A 23395-nucleotide genomic window follows, 5' to 3' on the forward strand; every position below is an offset into this window, starting at 1 on the left:
GGGTTCCGACGCCGTGGCGCCCGCACGGCGTGAGCCCGCCGAGCGCCCGGGAGGACCCATGCGGAAAGCCGCCCCCGCCGCCTGGGCCGCCTGCGCGGTGGCCGCCGTGCTCGCCCTGGCCTCCTGCACCGGGCCGCCGGCCGCGGCGGGCGGGCCCGACGGGATCCTGACCTCCTCCTGGGGCGACCCGCAGAACCCCATCGAGCCGGCCAACACCAACGAGGTCCAGGGCGGCAAGGTCCTCGACATGGTCTTCCGCGGCCTCAAGCGCTACGACCCGAGGACCGGTGAGGCCCAGGACATGGTGGCCCAGTCCATCACCACCGCCGACGCCCGCACCTTCACCGTCACCCTCAAGCCCGGCTGGGCCTTCTCCGACGGCGAACCGGTCACCGCCCGCTCGTTCACCGACGCCTGGAACTACGGCGCCCATGTGGACAACACCCAGAACAACGCCCCGTTCTTCGCCGACATCGAGGGCTACGACCAGGTCCACCCCGAGTCCGGCAAGCCCACCGCCAAGACCATGCGGGGCCTGAGGGTCACCGGGGAGCGCACCTTCACCGCCACCCTGACCGCCCCCTACCCGGCCTGGCCGGACACCCTGGGCTACCAGGCCTTCCTGCCGCTGCCCCGGGCGTTCTTCACCGACCACGACGGCTGGCTGGACAAGCCGGTCGGCAACGGCCCGTACCGGATCGAGTCCTACGCCAAGGGCAGCGGGATGAAGCTGCGCCGCTGGGACGGCTACCGGGGCCCCGACCAGGCCCGCAACGGCGGCGTGGACCTGGTCGTCTACACCGACAGCAACACCGCGTACACCGATCTGATGGCCGGCAACCTCGACCTGGTGGACGACATCCCCGCCACCCAGCTGAAGTTCGTCAAGAGCGACCTGGGCGACCGGTACACCAACCAGCCGGCCCTGATCATCCAGACCCTGGTCTTCCCGATGTACCGCAAGGAATGGGCCCGCCCCGGGATGGAGAAGGTGCGCCGGGGGCTGTCCATGGCCATCGACCGCGAGCAGATCACCCGCCGCATCTACCAGCGCACCCGCACCCCGGCCGACGACTGGACCTCGCCCGCGCTGGGCGACGGCGGCGGCTACCGGGCGCTGTGCGGGGACGCCTGCCGCTACGACCCGGCCGCCGCCCGCCGGCTGATCGCCGAGGGCGGCGGACTGCCCGGCGGGAGGCTGACGCTCACCTCCAACGTGGACACCGGCTCCCACCGGGCCTGGATGGACGCCGTCTGCAACAGCGTCAACAACGCGCTCGGCAAGCGCACCGCCTGCACCGTGGACCCGATCGGCACCTTCGCCGACTTCCGCAACCGGATCACCTCCTACCGGATGAGCGGACCGTTCCGCTCCGGCTGGCAGGCCGACTACCCGCTGATCCAGAACTTCCTGGAGCCGCTCTACCGCTCGGGCGGCTCCTCCAACCACGGCAAGTTCAGCGACCAGGCCTTCGACACGCTCGTGGACACCGCCAACGCCCGCCCCGACCCGGCCGACGCGGTCGGCGACTTCCAGGCCGCCGAACGCGTCCTCGCCGCGCAGATGCCGGCCATCCCGCTCTGGTACCAGAACGGCAGCGCCGGCTGGTCGAAGCGGCTCACCGGGGTGGCCCTCAACCAGTTCAGCGTCCCCGTCTACGACCGGATCACGGTCGTCTGAACCGCAGGGAGGACCGATGGGCCGGTATGTGATCCGGCGGGCGCTGCAGATGGTGCCCGTCTTCCTCGGCAGCACCCTGCTGATCTTCGTCATGGTGTACGCGCTCGGCGACCCGGTCGCCGCGCTCTTCGGCGACAAGGCCCCCGACCCCGCCACCGCCGCCCGGATCCGCCACGACCTCTACCTCGACCAGCCGCTGTGGCGGCAGTACCTGCACTACATGGGGCAGATCCTGCACGGCGACTTCGGCTCCGCCTTCAACGGCCAGCCGGTCACCGAGCTGATGGCCGCCGCCTTCCCGGTCACCCTCAAGCTCACCCTGGTCGCCGTCGTCCTGGAGGCCGTCTTCGGCATCGCCCTCGGGGTGGCCAGCGGACTGCGCCGGGGGCGCCCGCTGGACACCGGACTGCTGGCACTCACCCTGATCGTCATCTCGGTGCCCACCTTCGTCTCCGGCTACCTCCTCCAGCTGGTCTTCGGGGTCAAGCTCGGCTGGACCCGGCCCTCGGTCTCACCCGCCGCCCGCCTGGACGAACTGCTGCTCCCCGGCCTCGTGCTGGCGCTGGTCTCGCTCGCCTACGTCACCCGGCTCAGCCGCACCTCGGTCGCCGAGAACGCCCGCGCCGACTACGTCCGCACTGCCGTCGCCAAGGGACTGCCCCGCCACCGGGTGGTCAGCCGCCATCTGCTGCGCAACTCGCTGATCCCGGTGGTCACCTTCATCGGCGCCGACATCGGGGCGCTGATGGGCGGCGCCATCGTCACCGAGCGGATCTTCAACATCCACGGCGTCGGCTACCAGCTCTACCAGGGCATCCTGCGCAACAACGCCCCCACCGTGGTCGGCTTCGTCACCGTCCTGGTCATCGTCTTCCTGCTGGCCAACCTGCTCGTGGACCTGCTCTACGCGGTCCTGGACCCGAGGATCCGGCATGCCTGACACCCGCGACCCGGCCGCGGACCCGGACGACGCCCGCTCCCCGTACGGCAATCCGCACGAAGCCGTCGCCCCCACCGGCGGCGGGGGAGCGCTGGACCTGGCCGCCGGCGAGGCGGGCACCCTGGGCGCGCCCGAGCGGCCCCGGAGCCTCTGGTCCGACGCCCGCCACCAGCTCGCCCGCGACCCGGTCTTCCTGCTCTCCGCCCTGCTCATCGCCTTCCTGCTGTTCATCGCCGCCTGGCCCGGGGCACTCGCGAGCGGCGACCCGCTCTCCTGCGACCTGGCGCTCTCCCAGGAGGGCTCCCGGCCCGGCGCGCCCTTCGGCTACGACACCCAGGGCTGCGACGTCTTCACCCGCACCGTGTACGGGGCCCGGGCCTCCATCACCGTCGGGGTCTGCGCCACCCTGGGCACCGCCCTGCTCGGCGGGGTGCTCGGCGCGCTGGCCGGGTTCTTCGGCGGCTGGTGGGACGCCCTGCTCTCCCGGCTGGCCGACGTCTTCTTCGGCATCCCGGTGATCCTCGGCGGGCTGGTGCTGCTCTCGGTGGTGACCAGCTCCACGGTCTGGCCGGTGGTCGGCTTCATCGTGCTGCTCGGCTGGCCCCAGGTGGCCCGGATCGCCCGCGGCGCCGTCCTCGCCACCGCCCAGGCCGACTACGTCCAGGCGGCCCGGGCGCTGGGCGCCGGCCGGGGCCGCACCCTGCTGCGCCATGTCGCGCCCAACGCCGTCGCCCCGGTCATCGTGGTCGCCACCATCGCGCTCGGCACCTATATCGCCCTGGAGGCCACCCTCTCCTTCCTCGGCGTCGGACTGCGCCCGCCCACCGTCTCCTGGGGCATCGACATCTCCAACGCCGCCCCGCAGATCCGCAACGCCCCGCACATGCTGCTCTGGCCCGCCGGGGCGCTCAGCCTCACCGTCCTCGCCTTCATCCTGCTCGGCGACGCCGTCCGCGACGCCCTCGACCCCAAGCTGCGCTGAACCCCGTACGCCACCGGTACGACAGCGAGGAGCCGCCGTGTCCGACACCCTGCGCCCGACGACCCCGGCGCCCGCCGCCACCGCCGCACCCGCACCGGACGGGCCGCCGCCGGCCGCCCCGCTGCTCGACGTCCAGGGCCTGCGGGTGGAGTTCCGCACCCGGGACGGGGTGGCCCGCGCGGTCAACGGGGTCAGCTACCAGGTCCACCCCGGTGAGACCCTGGCCGTGCTCGGCGAGTCCGGCTCCGGCAAGTCCGTCACCGCCCAGGCCGTGATGGGCATCCTGGACACCCCGCCCGGCAAGGTCACCGGCGGCCGGGTCCTCTTCCACGGCCGCGATCTGCTCACCCTCCCCGAGGACGAGCGCCGCAGGCTGCGCGGGGCGCGGATGGCGATGGTCTTCCAGGACGCGCTCTCCGCGCTCAACCCGGTGATGACCGTCGGCGACCAGCTCGCCGAGATGTTCACCGTGCACCGCGGCGCCTCCCGGCGGGACGCCCGGGCCCGGGCGGTGGAGCTGATGGACCGGGTCCGCATCCCGGCCGCCCGGGAGCGGGCCCGCGACTACCCGCACCAGTTCTCCGGCGGGATGCGCCAGCGGATCATGATCGCCATGGCCATCGCGCTCGAACCCGAGCTGCTGATCGCCGACGAACCCACCACCGCCCTGGACGTCACCGTCCAGGCCCAGGTGATGGACCTGCTCGCCGAGCTCCGCCGCGACCTGGGCACCGCCCTGGTGCTGATCACCCATGACCTCGGGGTGGTCGCCGAGGTCGCCGACCGGATCGCCGTGATGTACGCGGGCCGGATCGTGGAGACCGCCCCGGTGCACGCCCTCTACGAGCGCCCGGCCCACCCCTACACCCGGGGCCTGCTGGACTCCGTGCCGCGGCTGGACCGGCGGGACGGGGAGCTGTACGCGATCCAGGGGATGCCGCCGAGCCTCACCCGGGTGCCGCCCGGCTGCGCCTTCCATCCCCGCTGCCCGCGCGCCCGGGAGGTCTGCCGCACCGAGGAACCGCCCTCGCATCCGGTCGCCGACGGCCGCGCCAGCGCCTGCCACTTCTGGAAGGAGACCCTCGATGACCTCCGCTGAGGCCGCCCCGCGTCCGGTCACCGGGAGCGGCGGCGCCGAACCGCTCCTGGAGGTCACCGACCTGGTCCGGCACTACCCGCTCACCCGGGGTGTGCTGCTGCGCCGCCAGGTCGGGGCGGTACGGGCCGTGGACGGCGTCTCCTTCACCCTGGCCGCCGGCCGCACCCTCGGCGTGGTCGGCGAGTCCGGCTGCGGCAAGTCCACCCTGGCCCGGCTGCTGGTCGGGCTGGAACGCCCCACCTCCGGGCTGGTCCGCTACCGGGGCGAGGACATCACCCGGCTGTCCGGGCGCGCCCTGAGGGCGGTGCGCCGCAACATCCAGATGGTCTTCCAGGACCCGTACACCTCGCTCAACCCCCGGATGACGGTCGGCGACATCATCGGCGAGCCCTTCGAGATCCACCCTGAGGCCGCCCCGCGGGGCGACCGCCGCGGCCGGGTGCGGGAGCTGCTGGAGCTGGTCGGGCTGGACCCCGAGCACGCGAGCCGCTATCCGCACCAGTTCTCCGGCGGCCAGCGCCAGCGCGTCGGCATCGCCCGGGCGCTGGCCCTGCGCCCCGAGGTGGTGGTCGCCGACGAACCGGTCTCCGCCCTCGACGTCTCCGTCCAGGCCCAGGTGGTCAACCTGATGCGCCGCCTCCAGGACGAACTGGGCCTCGCCTATGTGGTCATCGCCCACGACCTCTCGGTGGTGCGGCACATCTCCGACCAGGTCGCCGTGATGTACCTGGGCCGGATCGCCGAGTACGGCACCGGGGAGCAGATCCACGACCACGCCACCCACCCGTACACCCAGGCGCTGCTCTCCGCGGTGCCGGTGCCCGACCCGCGGCTGCGCGACCGGGGCGGCCGCATCCTGCTCACCGGGGACGTGCCCTCCCCGGCCGACCCGCCCTCCGGCTGCCGCTTCCGCACCCGCTGCTGGAAGGCCACCGGGCGCTGCGCCGAGCAGGCCCCGCCGCTCGCGGTGCCCGCCGCCCTCGCCGACGACCCCACCCCGGCCCGCCACCCCTCGGCCTGCCACTACGCGCAGACCCGCGCCCCGGACGCGTAGCCGACCCCGTAACATCCCCGCAACTCCGGTGACCCGCCTCCGATATACGGACGCGTCAGGCTGGACGCAGTACGGCCGTGCGGGTGCCGTCGGACCGGCCGGGGCGGGCTGCCGCCCCGGCCGGTCCTCCTTGCTCCCGGCTACTTCAGGCCCAGCGACCGCTTCAGGAAGTCCACCTGGAGCAGCAGCAGGTTCTCCGCCACCTGCTCCTGCGGGGTCATATGGGTCACCCCGCTCAGCGGCAGCACCTCATGCGGACGGCCCGCCGCCAGCAGCGCCGAGGACAGCCGCAGGGTGTGCGCCACCACCACGTTGTCGTCCGCGAGGCCGTGCACGATCATCATCGGCCGGGCCGGGCTCGAAGGCGCCGACAGCCCGTCGTCGGTGACCAGCGAGGCGTCCGCGTACACCTCGGGCGCCTCGGCCGGATGCCCCAGCACCCGCTCCACGTAGTGGGTGTCGTACAGCCGCTGGTCGCTCACCGGAGCGCCCACCACGGCCGCGTGGAAGACATCCGGCCGCCGCAGCACCGCGAGCCCGGCCAGCCAGCCGCCGAACGACCAGCCCCGGATCGCCACCCGGTCCAGGTCCAGCGGGAAGCGGCCGGCCAGCCCGTGCAGGGCCGCCACCTGGTCGTCCAGGGTCAGGGTCAGCCGGCTCCTGATCGCCTTCTCCCAGGCCGGCGAGCGCCCCGGGGTGCCCCGGCCGTCCGCCACCACCACGGCGAACCCCTGGTCGGCGAACCACTGCGAGGTGAGATACGGGTTGTGCGCGGCCACCACCCGCTGGCCGTGCGGCCCGCCGTACGGGTCCATCAGCACCGGCAGCGGCCCGTCGCCCTCCCGGTGGTCCCGGGGCAGCAGCACCGCGCACGGGATCTCGTCCGGGCCCGCCCCGGTGAGCACCACCCGCGGCGAGAACACCGGCCGCTCCGCGTACGAGACCACCTCCGCGACCTGCTTGCCGGCCCGCAGCACCCGCACCGCCGCGCCCGGCTCCTCCGGCCGGGCCGAGGCCAGCACGGTCACCTCGCCGCGGCGCACCGCGGTGTGCACCCCCGGCCCCTCCGAGAGGCGCTCCACGCCCGAGCCGTCCACCCGGTACACATGAATCTGGCCAATTTCCGGATCCTCGGCCGCCGCCCCCGCCGAGGCCGTCACCAGCACGTCCTCCGCGCCCACGTCCAGCACCGCCCGCAGATGCAGCCGGGCGTCGGTCAGCTCCCGCTCACCCACCGCCAGCGCCCGCGCCCCGCCCTCGTCGGTGATCCGCACCAGCTCCCCGCCCGGCGTCCACCCCGGCACCCCCGGGTTCAGCTCCAGCCAGTCCGGGTCCTCCTCCGCCCGCACCAGGGAGGTGGCGCCGGTCGCGGTGTCCACCGCCAGCTGGTGCTGGAGGCGCTGGTCGCGGGCCTGCACCAGCAGCAGCGGCGCCCCGCCCGAGGACCAGTGCACCCGGGCCAGATAGGGGAACGCCGTCCGGTCCCACACCACCTCGGTGCGCGCCCCGTCCAGCCCCACCAGGAACAGCCGCACCTCGGCGTTGTCCGTGCCCGCCGCCGGGTACGGCACCGCCGCCGGCTCCCGGTCCGGGTGCGCCGGGTCGGAGATCCACCAGCGCCGCACCGGGGCGTCGTCGGCCCGCGCCACCAGCAGCCGGTCCGATTCCGGCGACCACCAGAAGCCCCGGTGGCGCCCCATCTCCTCGGCCGCGATGAACTCCGCCAACCCGTAGGTGACCGTCGCCGCCTCCGGCTCGGCCAGCGCCCGGTCACCGCCGCCGTCCGCGCCCACCACCCGCAGCGCCCCGCCCGCCGTGTACGCCACCAGCCGGCCGTCCGGCGAGGGCCGAGGGTCGATCACCGGCCCGGGCACCGCCAGTTCCCGGGCCGTCCCGGCCCGCAACTCGGCCGTGAACAACCGCCCCGACAGGGTGAAAGCGGCCAACTCCACGGCCCCGTCCACCGCGTAGCCCACGATGCCGCCGCCGCCCTCCCGGCTGCGCTCCCGGCGGGCCCGCTCCTCCGCCGACAACTCCTCCTCCGCGCCGCCCAGCAGCGCCGACGGGTCGGCCGCCACCCGCTCGCGGACCTCGCCGTCGAGGTCCAGCACCCACAGGCTGCCGGCTCTGTCCGTCCCCGAGGGGGAGCGCAGGAACGCCACCCGGGAGCCGTCCGGCGCGATGGTGAACGCCCTTGGCGCGCCGAGGGTGTAGCGCTGCGTCCGGGCGAACTGGCGGGGAAAGGAGAGCCGTTTGGTCGAGGTCTCGTGATGGGAGGTCATACGACCGAAACTAGCGGTCGTGCGCCCCCGTGTGCTGCCGTGCACCGAACGATGCGTGGAAACGGATAGTTATGATCCGTAGCGCCAGGTGGGTATGCACCCTCCGGCACATGCACGCTGACCGGTCCCGACCGCATATGTATGGAGGTGAACCGCCGTGGCACTCTCGATTTCGGCGGTGGTGCTGCTGGCGATCATCGTCTTCATCCTGATCCGGAAATCCGGACTGAAGACGGTCCACGCGCTGGTCTGCGCGCTGCTCGGCTTCTACCTGGCCAGCTCCTCGATCGCCCCGACCATCAGTGAGCTCACCACCAACGTCGCGGGCATGATCGGCGGCTTCAAGTTCTGACCGGTACGGCACCCGGGGGGTTCTAAGGTGGGTCGTATGACCCACCTGCCCGCCCGTCGTCTGCTCCTGGTGCACGCGCACCCGGACGACGAGTCGATCAACAACGGCGCCACCATGGCGAAGTACGCCGCCGAGGGCGCCCAGGTCACCCTGGTGACCTGCACCCGCGGCGAGGAGGGCGAGGTCATCCCGCCCGGCCTCGCCCATCTCGCGCCCGACCGCGAGGACGCGCTCGGCCCCTACCGGGTCGGCGAGCTGGCCGCCGCCATGAAGGAACTGGGCGTCACCGACCACCGCTTCCTCGGCGGCCCCGGCCGCTACCGGGACTCCGGGATGATGGGCACCGAGCAGAACCGCCGCCCCGGCGCCTTCTGGAGCGCCGACGTGGACGAGGCCGCCGCCCACCTCGTGGAGGTGGTCCGCGAGGTCCGGCCGCAGGTGCTGGTCACCTACGACCCGGACGGCGGGTACGGCCACCCCGACCACATCCAGGCCCACCGGGTCGCCATGCGCGCCGCCGACCTGGCCGCCGAACGCGCCTACCGCCGCGACCTGGGCGCCCCGCACGAGATCGCCAAGGTCTACTGGAACCGCGTCCCCCGCGCGTACGCCGAGGAGGGCTTCGCCCGGCTGCGGGACGCCGGCGCCTTCCCCCGTACCGCCGCCGTCGAGGACGTGCCCGGCCTCACCGCCGACGAGTCCCTGCTCACCGCCGAGATCGACGGCGCTGCCTTCGCCGGCCGCAAGACCGCCGCGATGAGCGCCCACGCCACCCAGATCGACGTCCAGGGCGGCTTCTTCGCCCTCTCCAACCACCTCGGCCAGCCCGTGCTGACCACCGAGCACTACCAGTTGGCCCGCGGCACCTCCGGCGCCCCGGCCGGCACCCTGGAGCGCGACCTGTTCGCGGGGGTGGGCGCATGACCGCCTCCCGGGCCGCCTCCTGGGGCCTGCTCGCCGGACTGGTGGTGCTCGGCGCCGTCGTCGGCACCGCCGGCTCACTGGTCCAAGGGCTCTGGTTCCCGGGCGGGTTGCTGCTCGCCCTGGCCGGCTGCGCCGGGCTCTTCTACGGCGGGCTGCGCGCGTACGGCTCGCAGGCGGGGGTGCTCGCCCCCGGCGCCGGCTGGCTCCTCGCGGTGATCCTGCTCAGCTTCGGCCGCCCGGAGGGCGACGGGCTCTTCTTCGGCTCGCTGTCCGAACTCGTCTACGTACTCGGCGGCATGATCATGGCTGTGATCTGCGCCACCCTCACCCGGCTGCCGCCCGGGGAGCGGAGGACCGGCGCGCTCGGGGTGTGACCTGCCCCGACTTGTGCCCGAATGACCGGACCGGTTCTCCCGGTCGGGCGATGCGGAACGGCGTCGGCCAGTATGGTGGTGCGCGCCGCCGGGCGCCCGTACGTGTAAGAGCGGGCGGCGGAGCCAACCAGGAGAACCTGCTTTGAGCCGTGAAACTGACAGTTCGTCCTCCGGGCCCCAGGGGCGCGGTAAAGCCGCGTACCCCTCGGGCACACCGCCGTACGGAACGCGCCAGTACCCGTCGCAGGACGGTTCGCAGGACGGCGCGGGCGCGAACGGTGCCGCCGAGGCGGCCGAGCCGGACGAGCCCAGGACCGAGACCACGCTGACCACCCGCATCCGGATCAACATCCCCGGATCGCGGCCGATCCCGCCGGTCGTCATGCGCAAGCCGATGAGCGGCTCCGACGGGCCCGCGCCCGAGTCGGACGGCCCCGGCACCCCGCAGGCCGCCCCGGCCGAGCGCCGGCCCGGGGCCCCCGCGGCTCCGGCGGCCCAGGCCCCGGCGGCCCCCGCCGCCCCGGCCCCGGAGAAGCCGGCCGGCGACTGGTTCGCCCCGCGCAAGGCCCCGGCCGCCGCCCCGGAGCCGGAGGCCCCCGCGGACCCGCAGGGCGCGGGCTTCCCGCCGCCCGGCCCCGGCGGCCAGGGTCCGGCCCAGGGCGGCCCGGCGATGCCGTACTTCTCCGACGGTCCCCAGCCCGCCCCCGGCGCACCCGGCGGGCAGCCCGCCGGACCGACCGCCGGTCCGGTGCTCGGCGCGATGGCACCGCCCCCGCCGATGTCCGACGACACCGCGATCCTGACCCCGCAGCAGCAGCCGGCCCGGCCCGGACCCTCCGGGCCGCCCCCGGCGGCCGGCGGCGGCCATGTCTCGGGCGACACCCTCACCAGCGGCATCCCGGTGGTCCCGCCGGACCACCGCCGCGACTCGCCGTTCCCCGCCGCCGGCCCGGCCCGGGTGGCCGGCACCCCCGACGGCGGCCCCGGTGGCCCCGGCGGTCCGGGCGGACCCGCCGCCCCCGGCGGCCCCACCGGCCCCGGCGCTCCCGGGAAGGGACCCGCCCCGGCCGCGCCCCGGCCCACCCCCGCCCCGGCGCCCCGCCCGGCCCCGGCCGCCCCGAAGAAGAAGGGCCGCTCCAAGCTGGTCCTGCTCGGCGCGGGCACGGTCGGCCTGCTCGGCGTGGCCTACGGCGCCGGTCTGCTGCTGAACCACTCCGAGGTGCCCAAGGGCACCGCGGTGCTCGGCGTGGACATCGGCGGCGGCACCAGGCAGGAGGCGGTCCGGAAGCTGGAGAGCGCCTTCGGCGACCGCGCCACCGCGCCGCTCAAGCTGGACGTGAGCGGCAAGCAGGAGACGCTGACCCCGGACCGGGCCGGCCTCTCGCTGGACACCGAGGAGACGGTGCGCGGCGCCGTCGGCGCCGACTACAACCCGGTGTCGGTGATCGGCTCCCTCTTCGGCGGCGAGCGCGTCGCCGAGCCGGTCATCAAGACCGACGAGGAGAAGCTCGGCGTCGCCCTGACCGACCTGGCCGGCACCGCGGGCACCGCCACCGAGGGCACCATCGTCTTCGCCCCCGGCAAGGCCACCCCGGTGCCCGGCAAGGCGGGCAGGACCCTGGACGTCCAGCGCTCGGTGATCTCGGTACGGGACGGCTACCGCGCCCAGGTGGAGACCGGCTCCGCCGGAGCGATCCAGCTGCCGGTCGCCGCCAAGGAGCCGACCATCAGCCAGGCCGAACTGGACCGGGCGATGAAGGAGTTCGCGGAGCCCGCGATGTCCGGTCTGGTCACCATCAAGGCCGGTGGCAAGCAGATCCAGTTCGGCCCCAACCGGTCGCTGCCGAAGATCCTGTCCATGAAGCCGGTGAACGGCCGGCTGGTCGAGGTCTACGACAAGAAGGCCATCGACGACCTGCTGGACGGGGTCTTCGACGGAGTGATGGTCACCAAGGGCGACGGGCAGAAGCACCAGCTGTCCTCCGACGACGTGGCGCATGCCCTGCAGACCGCGCTGCTCGGCAAGACCCCCGCCGAGCGGGTCCAGACGATCTCCCTCGACGGCGAGGGCTGACCCCGCCGGTCATCCACGCGCCGACGCCCCACCCGGACCGTCCCGGGTGGGGCGTTCGCGCGCACGGCGGGACCTCAGAACGGCATCTTGCCGCGGGCCTTGCGTCCCGCCGAACCGCTCTTGCCGACCGCCCGCGAGCTGCTGGAGAACGGCTTGGCGAACCAGTGCCCCAGCTTTCCGGGCGCCTTGCCGCCGGCCCGGGCGCCCAGCCCCAGGGTGCGCTGGGTGCCGCGCTGCGGATGGTGGGACAGCCTCGGCAGCAGAAAGGCCAGCACGGCCAGGACCACGCATATCGCTACCACTCCGGCGATGACCACGGTGCTTCTCCTCAGGTTCGGGTCGGGGTTCGCTGTGCGGTTGCCCGCTGCCGCGCCGGGTATGTGGGTTCAGCCCCGGTGCGCAGGGGGAAGGCGACTGCGCGGTGAAGGAGCGACCCCGACCGTGCGGCAGGAGAAGGCGACGATGACCGTGCAGCACGAGACAATCCCGGTCCCGGCCCAGGCGGCCCCGGACAGCGGCCGGGAGCCGGTGCCGGAGCAGGCGGTGGCCGGACCCAGCCAGCGGATACGCCGGAGGCTGGAGCGGCTGATCGGCATCGCCGCCACCGAGGGCAACGCGGTGGTCCCGCTGGTCAACGGCGACCGGATCTTCGGCGCCATGCTGGAGAGCATCCGCGCCGCCCGGCACACCATCGACATGATGACCTTCGTCTACTGGAAGGGCGAGGTCGCCCGCGACTTCGCCCGGGCGCTGGCCGACCGCTCCCGGGCCGGGGTGCGGGTGCGGCTGCTGCTGGACGGCTTCGGCAGCCGGCTCATCGAGAAGGACCTGCTGCGGGAGATGGACCAGGCCGGGGTGACCGTGGCCTGGTTCCGCCGGCCGCTCTACCTCTCCCCGCTCAAGCAGAACCACCGCTGCCACCGCAAGGTCCTGGTGGTGGACGAGCGCGAGGCGTTCACCGGCGGGGTGGGCATCGCCGAGGAGTGGTGCGGCGACGCCCGTGACGAGCACGAGTGGCGCGACACCCATGTGAAGGTCTCCGGCCCCGCGGTGGACGGCATCGCCGCCGCCTTCGCCCAGAACTGGGCCGAGTGCCATGACGAGCTCTTCGACGAGCGGGACCGCTTCGTGGAGCACCAGCCGCAGGGCGACGCGGTCGTCCAGGTGGTCCGCGGCTCGGCCAGCTTCGGCTGGCAGGACATGCAGACCCTGCTCCGCGTCGTCCTGGAGTCCGCCGAGCAGCGGGTGCGGATGGCCACCGCCTACTTCGCCCCGGACGACTTCTTCATCGACCTGATCTGCGCCACCGCCGCCCGGGGCGTGGAGGTGGAGATCCTGCTGCCCGGCCGCTTCACCGACAAGCGGGTCTGCCAGCTCGCCGGCCAGCGCTACTACGAACGGCTGCTGGCCTGCGGGGTGCGCATCCACCAGTACCAGCCGACGATGATGCACGCCAAGATCGTCACCGTGGACGGGGTGGCCGCGCTGATCGGCTCCACCAACCTCAACCGGCGCTCGCTGGACCACGACGAGGAGGTGATGCTCGCCGTGCTGGACGCCGAGTTCACCCAGAGCCTGGACCGGGACTACGACGAGGACGTGCGGCGCAGCACCCTGATGGAGGAGGGCCGCTGGAAGCGCCGCTCGGTCGCCCAGCGGGCCCGGGAGATCGGCGTCGTCCCCATCCGCCGCTTCCTGTGACCGCCGCCGGGCCCGTACGTCCCTCCGGGTGGTTGTCGGCCCGGCCGGTCATGGCACGGTGACGTCCGGGTTACGGGTGGGGGCATGAGCGCACCCTTCCGACTGCGCGGCCTCGCCGCCGCCTGCCTCGTCGTCTCCTCCGCCCTGCTGGTCACCGCCTGCGGCACCGAGCAGGAGCGGGTCACCGCCGCCGCGCCCGCCCAGCCCACCGGCACCACCAGCGCCTCCCCCTCCGGCTCCGCCTCGCCGCGGCTGACCGACGACCAGGCCGAGCGCCAGAAGCTGGTCCCGGCCGCCAAGGTCACCTGGGACAAGGCGGCCCAGGCGGCGGTGGGCGAGGTCCAGCAGAGCAAGCTGGCCGAGATGGAGCTGACCTGGGCTCCCTCCGGCGCCGAAGCCAGCGCCAGCCCCTCCGGGCAGGCCAGCGGCTCCGCGAGCCCCAGCCCGGCCAGTCCGAGCCCCGCCGGCCCGTCCCCGAGCGGCAGCCCGGGCGCCCAGACGCCGGTCTGGGAGAACACCGTCGTCACCCAGGACGGCACCGCCCACAAGGTGTGGGTGGACGCGGTCAGCGGCCAGGTGATCCGCTCCGAGCAGGACCCCGACCAGGACGCCGACGACAAGAGCGAGTGGGCCGCCCGCCTCAAGGCCGCCACCGTCACCCCGCAGCAGGCCGTCCAGGCCGCCCAAGGCCGCGCCAAGGGCACCGTCACCGCCGCCGAGCTGGACGACAACGTCTGGAAGGTGGACATCGTCGACACCGGCAACTGGGACAAGACCACGGTGGGCGTCTCCGCCACCGACCGCAAGGTCGTCAGCGAGGACGTCGACAAGGACTGATTCCGACGCCCGGGGGCCGCCACCGATCGGCAGCGGCCCCCGGGGCATGCTCAGTTCAACTGCGCCCGGGCCGCGCGGGCCGTGCGGCGGACCGACTCGGCGGCGCCCGGCTCCACCGCGTCGACGATCTCCGCGTAGGCGTCCATCTCCGCCGCACCGCCCAGGAAGTCCCCGCGCTGCACCAGCAGTTGCGCCCGCTCGAAGCGGAGCCGGGCCGGATGGGCGGGCAGCAGCAGGGACAGCTCCACCGCCCACAGGGCCACATCGGTCCGCTCCGGGCGGCCCGCCGCCCAGGTGCGGATGTTGTTGAGCACCCGCAGCACGATCTGCAACGGATCGGCGGGAGCCAGCATCGAGGGGTCCAGCTTGTCCCCGGTGGCCCCGGCCACCAGCAGCTCGGCGTCCGCCCCGGTCAGCAGCCGGCCCGCGGCGTACGGGTCCGCCAGCACCTGGTCCTCCGGGGCGCCGAACCCGACCACGAAGTGCCCGGGCAGCCCCACCCCGTACACCGGGCCGCCCGCCCGCCGGGCCACCTCCATCCACACCACCGACAGCAGGATCGGCAGCCCCCGGCGGCGCCGCAGCACCTCGGGCAGCAGCGAGGACTCCAGCCGCCGGTAGTCGGCGTCGGTGCCGTGGAAGCCGAGCCGGCCGCCCAGCAGCTCCGCCAGCGCCGCCGCCCAGGCGCGCGGGGTGGCCGCCCCGTACGGCAGCATTCCGGCCAGCCGGTCGAGCTCGATCTCGGCGGCGTCCAGTCCGTCCTGCCCGAGCCCCGGATCGGCCTCCGCGCCGATCAGCAGGCAGAGCGCGGCCAGATCCGGCCGCTCCGCGCGGGCCTCCTCGGCGAACCTGGTCCGCCACTCGCTGGTGTGCATGGCTCTCACGTACCCGATCCGGGTGACCGGAAATGGTGGTAGTGGTGGTGCACCGCGAAACCCATGCCCGCGTAGAGCGCGTGCGCCCCCTCGTTGGCCGTCTCCACCTGGAGCCAGGCGGCCGAGGCCCCCTCGTCCAGCGCCCGCCGGGCGAGCGCCGCCATCACCGCGGTGGCCAGCCCCTCGCGGCGCCGCTCCGGGGCGACCTCCACCGCCATGAACCCGGCCCACCGCCCGTCCACCGCACACCGCCCGATCGCCGCCGGCACCCCGCCGGGCGCCTCCTCGTCCGGCACGGTGGCGAACCACACCGAGGGCCCCCCGCCCAGCACCCGCCGCACCTCCGGGCGGGGCGTACGGGACCGCTGGTAGCGAGCGAGCCACCCCTCCCCGAACGACCGCTCCACCCGCACCCGTTCCACGCCCGGCGCCGCCAGGTCCCCGACCCGGGCCAGCGCCCCGATCCGCACCTCGGCGCTCACCTCCCGCCGCCAGCCGAGCCGCTCCAGCTCCAGGCAGCGCGCCTCCTGGGTGCCCTCCGCGCCGGTCGCCAGCTGCACGTATCCGGGCAGGCCCCGCTCGGCGTACCAGGCCCGCACCCGCTCCAGCGCCTGGTCCAGTCCCACCCCCGGGGAGCCGAGCGCCAGCACCGAGTTGGCCCGCCGGGTGAAACCGCCGGAGGCCCGCAGGGTCCACTCGCCGAGCGGGGCGCTCTCCACCGGCGGCCAGGCCCGCGCCCCGATCCGGGTCAGCTCCTCCCAGCCCGCCGCCGGGCCCCGCCGGCGCGCCGGCGCCGGGGGCACCACCTTCCCCGCCACCAGCGAGGATTCAGCGATCCGGACGGTCTCCCCGGTGCGGCGGGTGATCGCCAGCACCCCTTCGTCCCAGGATGTGAGAACGCCGACCGTGTCGGTGAACCGCCCGGCGTCGTCACCGGTCTGCTCCAAGCGGCGGACGGAGACCCTTTTCCCCAGGTCAGAGGCGGTGATTCGGACCTCCAGCCGTCCGCCTGCGGTGAATTCCACTGCTCTGCCAGCCCCTCGTGTTCGGATCGTTGCCGAGAACGGAGATACTAGGTGCGGGCATCGACGACGCCGCGCTCCCGCGCAAACCAGCCCTACCGAGGAGGAACGACCAGCGTGACCTACGTCATCGCGCAGCCTTGTGTCGACGTCAAGGACAAGGCGTGCATCGAGGAGTGCCCCGTCGACTGCATCTACGAGGGCTCCCGCTCCCTGTACATCCACCCCGACGAGTGTGTCGACTGCGGCGCCTGTGAGCCGGTCTGCCCGGTCGAGGCCATCTTCTACGAGGACGACACGCCCGACGAGTGGAAGGACTACTACAAGGCGAACGTCGAGTTCTTCGACGAGCTCGGCTCGCCCGGTGGTGCCTCCAAGCTCGGCCTGATCGAGCGCGACCACCCCTTCGTCGCCGCGCTGCCGCCGCAGAACGGCTGATCGGCGCCCGCGCGCTCTCCCCGGTCCCGTACGGCACCCCGCCGTACGGGACCGGCGCGCATCCGCCCCCAGCACGCCGCCCTCCACCTCGACAGGAAGTGATGAGCCCCGTGTCCTCCCCCGTCTCCACCCGTCTGCCGGTCTTCCCCTGGGACAAGCTGGAGCCCTGCAAGCGGACCGCCGTGGCCCACCCGGACGGCATCGTGGACCTGTCCGTCGGCACTCCCGTCGACCCGGTCCCCGAGCTCGTCCAGCGCGCGCTGACGTCCGCGGCCGACTCCCCGGGCTACCCGACGGTGTGGGGCACGGTCGAGCTGCGGGACGCGCTCACCGGCTGGGGCGGACGCCGCCTGGGCGCGACCGGGCTCACCCACCACCACGTGCTGCCGGTGGTCGGCTCCAAGGAACTGGTCGCCTGGCTGCCCACCCAGCTCGGTCTCGGCCCCGGCGACAGGGTCGCCTACCCGCGCCTCGCCTACCCCACCTACGAGGTGGGCGCGCGGCTGGCGGGCGCGGAGCCGGTGGTCTACGACGACCCCACCGAGCTGGACCCGGCCGGCCTCAAGCTCCTCTGGCTGAACTCCCCCTCCAACCCCACCGGCCGGGTGCTCACCCAGGACGAGCTGACCCGGGCCGTCGGCTGGGCCCGCGAGCACGGCATCCTCCTCGTCAGCGACGAGTGCTACCTCGAACTGGGCTGGGAGGCCGACCCGGTCTCGGTGCTCCACCCGGAGGTCTGCGGCGGCTCCTACGAGGGGATCGTGGCCGTCCACTCCCTCTCCAAGCGCTCCAACCTGGCCGGCTACCGGGCCGCCTTCCTCCTCGGCGACTCGGCGGTGCTGGGCGAGCTGCTCCAGATCCGCAAGCACGGCGGCATGATCACCCCCGCCCCGGTGCAGGCCGCCACCGTCGCCGCGCTGGGCGACGACAGCCACGTCACCGAGCAGCGCGCCCGCTACGCCTCCCGCCGCGCCGCCCTGCGCGCCGCCCTGGAGAGCCACGGCTTCCGCATCGAGCACAGCGAGGCCAGCCTCTACCTCTGGGCCACCCGCGACGAGCCGTGCTGGGACACCGTGGCCCATCTGGCCGCCCTCGGCATCCTGGTCGCCCCCGGCGACTTCTACGGCGAGGCCGGCGCCCGCCACATCCGGGTGGCGTTCACCGCCACCGACGAGCGGGTCGAGGCCGCGGTCAAGCGCCTGGGCTGAGCTGTTCCGGAGTACGCGGAAGGGGCCGGGGAGCGGTGAAGCTCCCCGGCCCCTTCCCCTGGCCGCGTGCGCCCGCGCCCCACGTGGGTTCCGGCACACGCGGCCGAGTGTCAGCCCAGCGCCGGCAGGGTGCGCACCGGCAGCTGGTCGGCGGCCGGCAGCCCGCCGCCGAGCGCGTCCACCGGGGCGGCGCCCGCGGCCCCGCCGACGATCTCGCCCGCGCTGCCCGCCGCGTGGCCGGCGGCGTCCTGGGCGGCCGGGGTGGTGGTGTCCGCGGTCTTCGCCACGGTCTGGCCCGCGGCCGGGACGGCCTGCCGCACGGCCTTGCCACCCGTCTCGCCGGCCATCCCGGTGCCGCCCTCGGCGGCGCCGCCGACCGTGTCGGACACCGAGGCGGTGTCCAGGCTGGACACCCCGCCGAGGTCGGTGGCCTGGGGCAGGTCCACGGCGCTCGCGGAGCCGGCCGCACCGACCACGGGAGCCGCTCCGGCTGCGATCAGCAGCGCGGCACGGGCGATCCGGCGGGTCAGGGGGAGGGACATGGTGCTCCTTGGTCGTTGACTTCTCGTGCCTGTCCGACGATCGGACGCTGTGACAACCGCCGCAGGGCCGGGGGAGGTTGCGGACCGCGAAGGTAAAGAGTCGGTCATGCGTCGCATGATCGGACCACCTGAAAACGGGCAAAGGAGAGGAGTCCGCCACCCCCGCAGAACCGTCACTCCCCGTACTGGGCAGGGGAGTTGCCCCCTGAGGTGGGCAGTGGCAGCCGAGGGGCGCGGGCACCCCGGGCGGACCCCGCACGAGTGAGCCCCTGGACGTACGGCCGAGTCCGGTTTCGATTCCCGTACGGTCCGGGGGCGCGGCAGTCGACAGTGCTGCTAGAAGTGGTCGGGCAACCAGGGTTCGTACTGGGCGGTGCTGTGGAGAAGAGCGGCGAGTGCCCGCTCCGATACGGCGTTGACGCCGTCCATGCGGGCCGAAGTGGTGGACCGGTAACCGCCGGCGTACCAGACCGCGAGCTGCCGCTGTGTGAAGGTCACCTGTCCCCTGACGCGGGTCGGGACGATCTCGGCTGCTCCGGCCTCGATCGACAGAAGCCACCGCTCCCGCCCGCCGGTCTCGCCCTCGATCTCGATCGGTACGGCAGTGGTGAGCTCGGTGGGCCACCCACGCAGCCGGATGGCCTCGGGGATGTCGAGGATACGGAGCATCCACGGGTGCCAGGCGTCAGCGGTGGTGCGGTGATGGCGGAGCCCGTGAAGGAGAGTCGGGTCGGGCGGAAGGGCACCGCGACGGAAGGTGATGGTGCGGGCGCGGGTGTTGTGGCGGCCGAGGAAGGCCATCATGGCGGAGGCGACCGCGCGGCTGTCCGCCCAGAAGTCATGGACGACCAAGCCCATGCCGTGCCGCTCGTGTCGTTGGGTGGTGAGACTCAGCAGACCGGCCGCGGGGTGGCCGGAGCGGGCGAAGCGGTAGCCGGTGAGGTTGCTCTTGTCCTGCTTCCACCGGGTCCACCAGGAAGGCCGGTGGACGGGGCCGTTCCACCGACTGGCGAGGTCGCGTTGGAGGGCCGCTGTGCCACCGGTCAGTCCGTGTTCCACCTCGAAGCCATCGTCGGCGAAGGAGTTCCTGAGGTCGTCGGTGGCCACGGTCCACGCGAAGACACTGGTGGGAGCCTCCCAGCCGAGGCGGCGGGCATAGCCGGTGGACGAGGTCACGACGGCGGAGATCACGGCGCCGCGTTCGATCAGAGGCCGCAGTCGTTCCCTCGCCAGGTCGGCGGCGAGGTGGTCGCCGCGTTCCTCCGGGGCCACGCAGCCGTCGCCGAGGCAGGCACTGGGGACGGGGACGCCGCCGAAGAACTGCCCGACGAGGAGGCCGAGGCCACCGGCGACGACCCGGCCGTCCCGGACGGCGACCCGGAGGTCGGCGTGCTCGCGTAGGTGGGTGATGTCACCGATGGCGTGCCCGTAGGCACGGGTGGCGAGCTGGTCGTACTGCTCCCACAGGCCGTCATCGGCCGGGAAGAAGGCCGGCTGCTGGTCCATGATCCCCCTTCTGGTAGCGGGTGGCGTCGCGGACGGCGTCGGCGTCCAAGGGGAGGAGGAAGGTGCGGACGAAGGCCATGACGCCGATGTCGTCCTGGTTGTGGGCGGTGGTGAGGCAGGTGATGACCCCGGTGCCGGGACGGCTCCGGGAGGACCGGCGGCTGAGGATCTCCGTCTGGGCGTACAGCGTGTCGCCGAGGTGGACAGGGGCGGTGAATCGCACCCGGTCGACGGCCAGGTTGGCGATGGTCAGGCCGCTGATGCTGCGGACGGTCATGCCGGCCACCAGGTTGAGGGTGACACCGGAGCAGACCAGGATGCGTCCCCATGGGGTCTGGCTGCTGTGATGGGCGTCGGTGTGAATGGGGGCGACATTCCCGCTCAGGGCGGCGCCGAGGAGGTTGTCGAGTTCGGTGACGGTGCGGCCGGGACGGTGCTCGATGGTCAGGCCGGGGAAGAGTTCTCCGTAGGACAGGCCGACGTTCTCCCGGACGCGGAGCTCGCCGATCCGGCGGTAACCGTGAGGCGGGTCGGGGTTCACGGCATACGGTCCGCGTCGGCGATGATCGCGCGGGCGGCCTCGAAGAAGGGCGTGCCGCACATCTGCCCGTCCACGGCTGTCACCGTGCCGCCGCTGGCGTCGGCGGCGGTGACGATGGCGCGGGCCCGGGCGATCTCCTCGGAGGTGGGGGCGTCGATGGCGGGGATGTTCGCGGCGGTTGCGGCGTTGACGAGCGCCGACCGGGCGTAGTGGAGGGCATCCCAGTCCAGGCCGCAGCGGACAGAGGCGGCATAGTCGGCAGAGCCGAAGACGACGCCGCCGAGCCGGGGCGCGTGCATGATCGCCGGGAGGATGTCGAAGGCCCGGGGACTTTCGATCAGGGCCCAGATGCCGGGGGTGTAACCGTCGGCGTCCAGTGCGGCGGCGACGAGTTCGACATCACGCGGGGACTCCACTTTGGGGACCACGATGAGGTCGGCCCGGGCGGTGTAGGCGGCCAGGGCAATGAGGTCTTTGAAGCCCTCGACCGTCGTGAGGCTGTTGATGCGGATGCCGAGGGTGCACGGCGGATCAGTGAGGGCGAAGAAGGCTTCCGACGCGGTACGAGCGGTCTGCTTGTCGGGGAGGGCGACAGAATCCTCGATGTCGACGACGGCGACCGCGGCGCCGGACCTCTGCGCACTGACGAAGCGGTGCTGGTGCAGCCCGGGAGTGATGATCCAGGCTCGTCCTGGCGGGCGGCTGGTGCTGGTCATGGGGGACTTCACCTTCCGCTGCGCTTGGCGGCGATGAGCAGGTCGAGTCGGCCGAGGGTGGCGGCGCCCCTGATGGCGTCGTCGTTGACATCGATGCCGTAGCGGTCGCCGAGCAGGACGGACAGTTCGACGAGGGCGAGTGAGTCGAATCCGGCGTCGTCGAGTGTGGTGTCGTCGGTGAGGCGTTCGGCGGGCAGTCTGAGGTCGTCGATCAGGATGCGGGTGAGGTCACTGGTCATGTCCAGGTCCTTTCCGCCCGAAGGGCGGGTGAGCGGGGAGGGTCGGCCAGGTGAGGGCGACAGCGCCGAAGGTCAGTCCGGCGCCGAACGCGGTCAGCAGGGTGCGGTGGCCGGATCGGAGGCGGCCTTTGGCTGCTGCGTCGGCCAGGAGAAGTGGGATGGAGGCGGCGCCGGTGTTGCCGACCTCGGCCACGTTGCCGAGCCGACGGTCCTCGCGGACGCCGAGTCGGCGGGCGACGAAGGAGGTGATGCGGCTGTTGGCTTGGTGTGGGACCAGGCGGTCGACGTCCCCGAGGCTCCATCCGACGGCGGCGGCGGCCTCGCGGGCGGTGGTGGACATGCGGTCGACCGCGTGCCGGAAGACGTCGGCTCCGTCCATGCGCAGAGCACTGGGTCGGGAGGCCCGGATCAGGTCCGCGCCGGTGCCGTCGCTGCCGAGGATCACCGGACCGAGTGCCCCCGCCTCGTTCGCGCCTCCGCCCCGAAGCACTACGGCCCCGGCACCATCGCCGAAGAGTGGGACGGTCGCCCGGTCCTCGGGATCCGGCAGGGTGGCCAGGCGGTCGGCGCCGACGACCAGTGCGGTGCACGCGGTGCCGCCGGCTATGAGACCGGCCGCGGTGGCGAGGGCGTACAGAAAGCCGGTGCAGCCGGCCGCGAGGTCATATGCGGGGATGCCGGTCAGTCCCAGCCGTGTCGCCACGGTGGGCGCGACAGCCGGGCAGCAGCGGTCCGGGGTGGTCGTCGCCACCACCAGGACCTCCGCCCTTTCGGTTCCGCCGCAGGCGAGCGCCTGGCGGGCCGCACGCACCGCGAGGTCGCTCGTGGACAGTTCCGATCCGGCCACGTACCGCTGGACGATTCCGGTCCGCGAGCGAATCCACTGGTCCGTGGTGTCCAGCCGCGTGGTCAGCTCGGTGTTCGAGACAGAGCGCGAAGGCAGCGCGGCGCCGACTCCGCAGACCACCACCGCTTCGGCGGTCATCCGGTGGCCACCTTGAGTCGGCGGGCGACATCGGTGATCAGGTCCTCCTGCCCGGCGACGACCTGCCTCTCGCCGAGGGCGAGGAACAGGTCGATCGGATCGACGCCTCCGGCGCGGGCGGCCTCCAGAACGGGCCGCTTGAAACCGGAGAACACCCCGGCCAGGCCGCTGGCCACAGCGGTCGAGTCGATGGACGGCGGGGCCTTCATCACGCGCGCGGCGGCGATGTCGGCGGCGGCCAGTACCTCTCGCAGACCGATCCCGGTGCTGACGCCCCGGCGGTCGAGGACCGCCACGAGGACTTCGAGCTGGGTGTTGCCGGCACCGGCGCCGAACCCGCGGGCCGTCGCGTCGATGACGGACGCCCCGGCGTCCACGGCGGCCAGGCTGTTCGCCACGGCCAAGCCCAGGTTGTTGTGTCCGTGGAAGATCAACGGCACGTCGACGGCGGAGGCGATGGCGGCCACACGTTCGGTGACGTCCGCCGGGAGGTAGTAGCCCGCGGAGTCCATGATGCCGACGGCCTGTGCGCCGAACCGCACCATCAGGGCACACTGTTCGGCGAGCTTGCGAGGCTCGGCCATGTGGCTCATGAGCAGAACGCCCTGAGCTTCGGCACCGAGTTCGCGGACCACGTCGAGATGGCGCTCGGTGACGTCGGCCTCGGTGCAGTGCGCTGCGATCCGTACGATGTCGGCGCCGTGGCGGACGGCGGCGGCAATATCCTTCGCGGTGCCCCAGCCGGGCGCCATGAAGACACCCATCCGCGACGAGGTGAGGGTCTCGCGGACGGTGGTGAGCATCGTGGCGTCGTCGAGAGCCGCTCGACCGATCTGGAGGCTGGAGGCGCCCAGCCCGTTGCCATGGCCGACCTCCACCACCGGCACGCCGGCGGCGTTCGCGGCGATGGCGTAGGCGCGGAGCTGGCCGGCGTCGAGCTGGTGGCCGACCGCGTGCTGGCCGTCCCGCAACGTCGGGTCGTGGAGAAGCACCCGGGGCCGCTCGTGCGCGGTGGTGTCCACA

Annotated in this window: 24 protein-coding genes; 13 read left to right on the top strand and 11 right to left on the bottom strand. The window is 73.6% G+C overall.

The window, feature by feature from the left end:
• The first annotated feature begins 58 nt into the window (after window positions 1–58).
• Genes M1O15_RS20970 through M1O15_RS20990 form a run of 5 tightly spaced genes read left to right on the top strand, consistent with a single transcriptional unit; the run spans window position 59 to window position 5756 of the window.
• Window positions 59–1681: a peptide ABC transporter substrate-binding protein gene (locus M1O15_RS20970; protein ID WP_248635636.1), complete on the top strand. Its 1623-nt coding sequence runs from the start codon at window positions 59–61 to the stop codon at window positions 1679–1681.
• 16 nt (window positions 1682–1697) lie between these two features.
• Complete coding sequence (locus M1O15_RS20975; protein WP_248635637.1) at window positions 1698–2621, top strand: ABC transporter permease; 924 nt, start codon at window positions 1698–1700, stop codon at window positions 2619–2621.
• Window positions 2614–3603 (top strand): ABC transporter permease, encoded by a 990-nt coding sequence (locus M1O15_RS20980; protein WP_248635638.1) that lies wholly within the window; start codon window positions 2614–2616, stop codon window positions 3601–3603. Before M1O15_RS20975 ends, M1O15_RS20980 begins: the two co-directional genes overlap by 8 nt.
• A 37-nt stretch (window positions 3604–3640) precedes the next feature.
• Entirely contained in the window at window positions 3641–4702 is a 1062-nt protein-coding gene (locus M1O15_RS20985) for an ABC transporter ATP-binding protein (protein ID WP_372499525.1), read from the top strand.
• Complete coding sequence (locus tag M1O15_RS20990; RefSeq protein WP_248635639.1) at window positions 4689–5756, top strand: ABC transporter ATP-binding protein; 1068 nt, start codon at window positions 4689–4691, stop codon at window positions 5754–5756. The genes M1O15_RS20985 and M1O15_RS20990 overlap by 14 nt, the downstream gene beginning before the upstream one ends.
• A 140-nt stretch (window positions 5757–5896) precedes the next feature.
• On the opposite strand, the gene M1O15_RS20995 is transcribed toward M1O15_RS20990, so the two are convergent.
• Entirely contained in the window at window positions 5897–8038 is a 2142-nt protein-coding gene (locus M1O15_RS20995) for a prolyl oligopeptidase family serine peptidase (protein ID WP_248635640.1), read from the bottom strand.
• 157 nt (window positions 8039–8195) lie between these two features.
• On the opposite strand from M1O15_RS20995, the gene M1O15_RS21000 reads away from it, so the two are divergent.
• The 4 genes from M1O15_RS21000 to M1O15_RS21015 all read left to right on the top strand — a co-directional run bounded on the left by M1O15_RS21000 (window position 8196) and on the right by M1O15_RS21015 (window position 11762).
• Window positions 8196–8390: a hypothetical protein gene (locus tag M1O15_RS21000; protein WP_248635641.1), complete on the top strand. Its 195-nt coding sequence runs from the start codon at window positions 8196–8198 to the stop codon at window positions 8388–8390.
• Between the two features lie 36 nt (window positions 8391–8426).
• On the top strand, window positions 8427–9314 hold the full coding sequence (mshB, locus tag M1O15_RS21005; protein ID WP_248635642.1) for an N-acetyl-1-D-myo-inositol-2-amino-2-deoxy-alpha-D-glucopyranoside deacetylase: 888 nt from the start codon (window positions 8427–8429) through the stop codon (window positions 9312–9314).
• Complete coding sequence (locus M1O15_RS21010) at window positions 9311–9688, top strand: DUF6113 family protein (protein WP_248635643.1); 378 nt, start codon at window positions 9311–9313, stop codon at window positions 9686–9688. Before mshB ends, M1O15_RS21010 begins: the two co-directional genes overlap by 4 nt.
• A 142-nt stretch (window positions 9689–9830) precedes the next feature.
• Window positions 9831–11762, top strand: coding sequence for a peptidoglycan binding domain-containing protein (locus M1O15_RS21015; RefSeq protein WP_248635645.1), 1932 nt, complete (start codon window positions 9831–9833; stop codon window positions 11760–11762).
• A 74-nt stretch (window positions 11763–11836) separates the two neighbouring features.
• On the opposite strand, the gene M1O15_RS21020 is transcribed toward M1O15_RS21015, so the two are convergent.
• Window positions 11837–12079 (bottom strand): DUF6411 family protein, encoded by a 243-nt coding sequence (locus tag M1O15_RS21020; protein WP_248635646.1) that lies wholly within the window; start codon window positions 12077–12079, stop codon window positions 11837–11839.
• Between the two features lie 145 nt (window positions 12080–12224).
• Between M1O15_RS21020 and M1O15_RS21025 the strand changes: the two genes are divergently transcribed.
• Window positions 12225–13463: a phospholipase D-like domain-containing protein gene (locus tag M1O15_RS21025; protein WP_248635719.1), complete on the top strand. Its 1239-nt coding sequence runs from the start codon at window positions 12225–12227 to the stop codon at window positions 13461–13463.
• Between the two features lie 84 nt (window positions 13464–13547).
• Window positions 13548–14300, top strand: a complete 753-nt coding sequence (locus tag M1O15_RS21030) for a PepSY domain-containing protein (RefSeq protein ID WP_248635647.1) — start codon at window positions 13548–13550, stop codon at window positions 14298–14300.
• Between the two features lie 50 nt (window positions 14301–14350).
• On the opposite strand, the gene M1O15_RS21035 is transcribed toward M1O15_RS21030, so the two are convergent.
• Together M1O15_RS21035 and M1O15_RS21040 are read right to left on the bottom strand one after the other, a co-directional pair.
• Window positions 14351–15175, bottom strand: coding sequence for a transglutaminase family protein (locus M1O15_RS21035; protein ID WP_248635648.1), 825 nt, complete (start codon window positions 15173–15175; stop codon window positions 14351–14353).
• Between the two features lie 5 nt (window positions 15176–15180).
• Complete coding sequence (locus tag M1O15_RS21040) at window positions 15181–16200, bottom strand: GNAT family N-acetyltransferase (protein ID WP_248635649.1); 1020 nt, start codon at window positions 16198–16200, stop codon at window positions 15181–15183.
• A 114-nt stretch (window positions 16201–16314) separates the two neighbouring features.
• Here M1O15_RS21040 and fdxA point away from each other — a divergent pair, with 114 nt between their 5' ends.
• Complete coding sequence (gene fdxA / locus M1O15_RS21045; protein ID WP_105869511.1) at window positions 16315–16635, top strand: ferredoxin; 321 nt, start codon at window positions 16315–16317, stop codon at window positions 16633–16635.
• A gap of 101 nt (window positions 16636–16736) precedes the next feature.
• Complete coding sequence (gene dapC, locus M1O15_RS21050; RefSeq protein WP_248635650.1) at window positions 16737–17843, top strand: succinyldiaminopimelate transaminase; 1107 nt, start codon at window positions 16737–16739, stop codon at window positions 17841–17843.
• A 110-nt stretch (window positions 17844–17953) separates the two neighbouring features.
• On the opposite strand, the gene M1O15_RS21055 is transcribed toward dapC, so the two are convergent.
• The 7 genes from M1O15_RS21055 to dmpG form a co-directional block, all read right to left on the bottom strand.
• Window positions 17954–18385, bottom strand: coding sequence for an ATP-binding protein (locus M1O15_RS21055; RefSeq protein ID WP_248635651.1), 432 nt, complete (start codon window positions 18383–18385; stop codon window positions 17954–17956).
• A gap of 336 nt (window positions 18386–18721) precedes the next feature.
• Window positions 18722–19891, bottom strand: coding sequence for a GNAT family N-acetyltransferase (locus M1O15_RS21060; RefSeq protein WP_248635652.1), 1170 nt, complete (start codon window positions 19889–19891; stop codon window positions 18722–18724).
• A complete protein-coding gene (locus M1O15_RS21065; RefSeq protein WP_248635653.1) occupies window positions 19857–20432 on the bottom strand; it encodes a MaoC family dehydratase in 576 nt (191 codons plus the stop codon). The genes M1O15_RS21060 and M1O15_RS21065 overlap by 35 nt, the downstream gene beginning before the upstream one ends.
• Window positions 20429–21148, bottom strand: a complete 720-nt coding sequence (locus M1O15_RS21070) for an HpcH/HpaI aldolase/citrate lyase family protein (protein ID WP_248635654.1) — start codon at window positions 21146–21148, stop codon at window positions 20429–20431. Before M1O15_RS21070 ends, M1O15_RS21065 begins: the two co-directional genes overlap by 4 nt.
• 8 nt (window positions 21149–21156) lie before the next feature.
• On the bottom strand, window positions 21157–21387 hold the full coding sequence (locus M1O15_RS21075; protein ID WP_248635655.1) for an acyl carrier protein: 231 nt from the start codon (window positions 21385–21387) through the stop codon (window positions 21157–21159).
• A complete protein-coding gene (locus M1O15_RS21080) occupies window positions 21377–22372 on the bottom strand; it encodes a beta-ketoacyl-ACP synthase III (RefSeq protein WP_248635656.1) in 996 nt (331 codons plus the stop codon). Before M1O15_RS21080 ends, M1O15_RS21075 begins: the two co-directional genes overlap by 11 nt.
• Window positions 22369–23394 (bottom strand): 4-hydroxy-2-oxovalerate aldolase, encoded by a 1026-nt coding sequence (dmpG, locus tag M1O15_RS21085; RefSeq protein ID WP_248635657.1) that lies wholly within the window; start codon window positions 23392–23394, stop codon window positions 22369–22371. The genes M1O15_RS21080 and dmpG overlap by 4 nt, the downstream gene beginning before the upstream one ends.
• Between the last annotated feature and the right edge of the window lies 1 nt (window position 23395).

Origin of the sequence: Streptomyces lichenis, from assembly GCF_023218175.1 — a bacterium.
GTDB classification, from domain to species: domain Bacteria; phylum Actinomycetota; class Actinomycetes; order Streptomycetales; family Streptomycetaceae; genus Streptomyces; species Streptomyces lichenis.

What these genes read in the sequence shown, in the direction of transcription:
- M1O15_RS21080 (WP_248635656.1), bottom strand. Translation starts at nt 22,372, where the DNA reads ATGACCGCCGAAGCGGTGGTGGTCTGCGGAGTCGGCGCCGCGCTGCCT.
- M1O15_RS20970 (WP_248635636.1), top strand. Translation starts at nt 59, where the DNA reads ATGCGGAAAGCCGCCCCCGCCGCCTGGGCCGCCTGCGCGGTGGCCGCC.
- M1O15_RS20975 (WP_248635637.1), top strand. Translation starts at nt 1,698, where the DNA reads ATGGGCCGGTATGTGATCCGGCGGGCGCTGCAGATGGTGCCCGTCTTC.
- M1O15_RS20980 (WP_248635638.1), top strand. Translation starts at nt 2,614, where the DNA reads ATGCCTGACACCCGCGACCCGGCCGCGGACCCGGACGACGCCCGCTCC.
- M1O15_RS21060 (WP_248635652.1), bottom strand. Translation starts at nt 19,891, where the DNA reads ATGGACCAGCAGCCGGCCTTCTTCCCGGCCGATGACGGCCTGTGGGAG.
- M1O15_RS21075 (WP_248635655.1), bottom strand. Translation starts at nt 21,387, where the DNA reads ATGACCAGTGACCTCACCCGCATCCTGATCGACGACCTCAGACTGCCC.
- M1O15_RS21035 (WP_248635648.1), bottom strand. Translation starts at nt 15,175, where the DNA reads ATGCACACCAGCGAGTGGCGGACCAGGTTCGCCGAGGAGGCCCGCGCG.
- M1O15_RS21055 (WP_248635651.1), bottom strand. Translation starts at nt 18,385, where the DNA reads ATGTCCCTCCCCCTGACCCGCCGGATCGCCCGTGCCGCGCTGCTGATC.
- M1O15_RS21030 (WP_248635647.1), top strand. Translation starts at nt 13,548, where the DNA reads ATGAGCGCACCCTTCCGACTGCGCGGCCTCGCCGCCGCCTGCCTCGTC.
- M1O15_RS21070 (WP_248635654.1), bottom strand. Translation starts at nt 21,148, where the DNA reads ATGACCAGCACCAGCCGCCCGCCAGGACGAGCCTGGATCATCACTCCC.
- M1O15_RS21010 (WP_248635643.1), top strand. Translation starts at nt 9,311, where the DNA reads ATGACCGCCTCCCGGGCCGCCTCCTGGGGCCTGCTCGCCGGACTGGTG.
- M1O15_RS20990 (WP_248635639.1), top strand. Translation starts at nt 4,689, where the DNA reads ATGACCTCCGCTGAGGCCGCCCCGCGTCCGGTCACCGGGAGCGGCGGC.
- M1O15_RS20995 (WP_248635640.1), bottom strand. Translation starts at nt 8,038, where the DNA reads ATGACCTCCCATCACGAGACCTCGACCAAACGGCTCTCCTTTCCCCGC.
- dapC (WP_248635650.1), top strand. Translation starts at nt 16,737, where the DNA reads ATGAGCCCCGTGTCCTCCCCCGTCTCCACCCGTCTGCCGGTCTTCCCC.
- mshB (WP_248635642.1), top strand. Translation starts at nt 8,427, where the DNA reads ATGACCCACCTGCCCGCCCGTCGTCTGCTCCTGGTGCACGCGCACCCG.
- M1O15_RS21025 (WP_248635719.1), top strand. Translation starts at nt 12,225, where the DNA reads ATGACCGTGCAGCACGAGACAATCCCGGTCCCGGCCCAGGCGGCCCCG.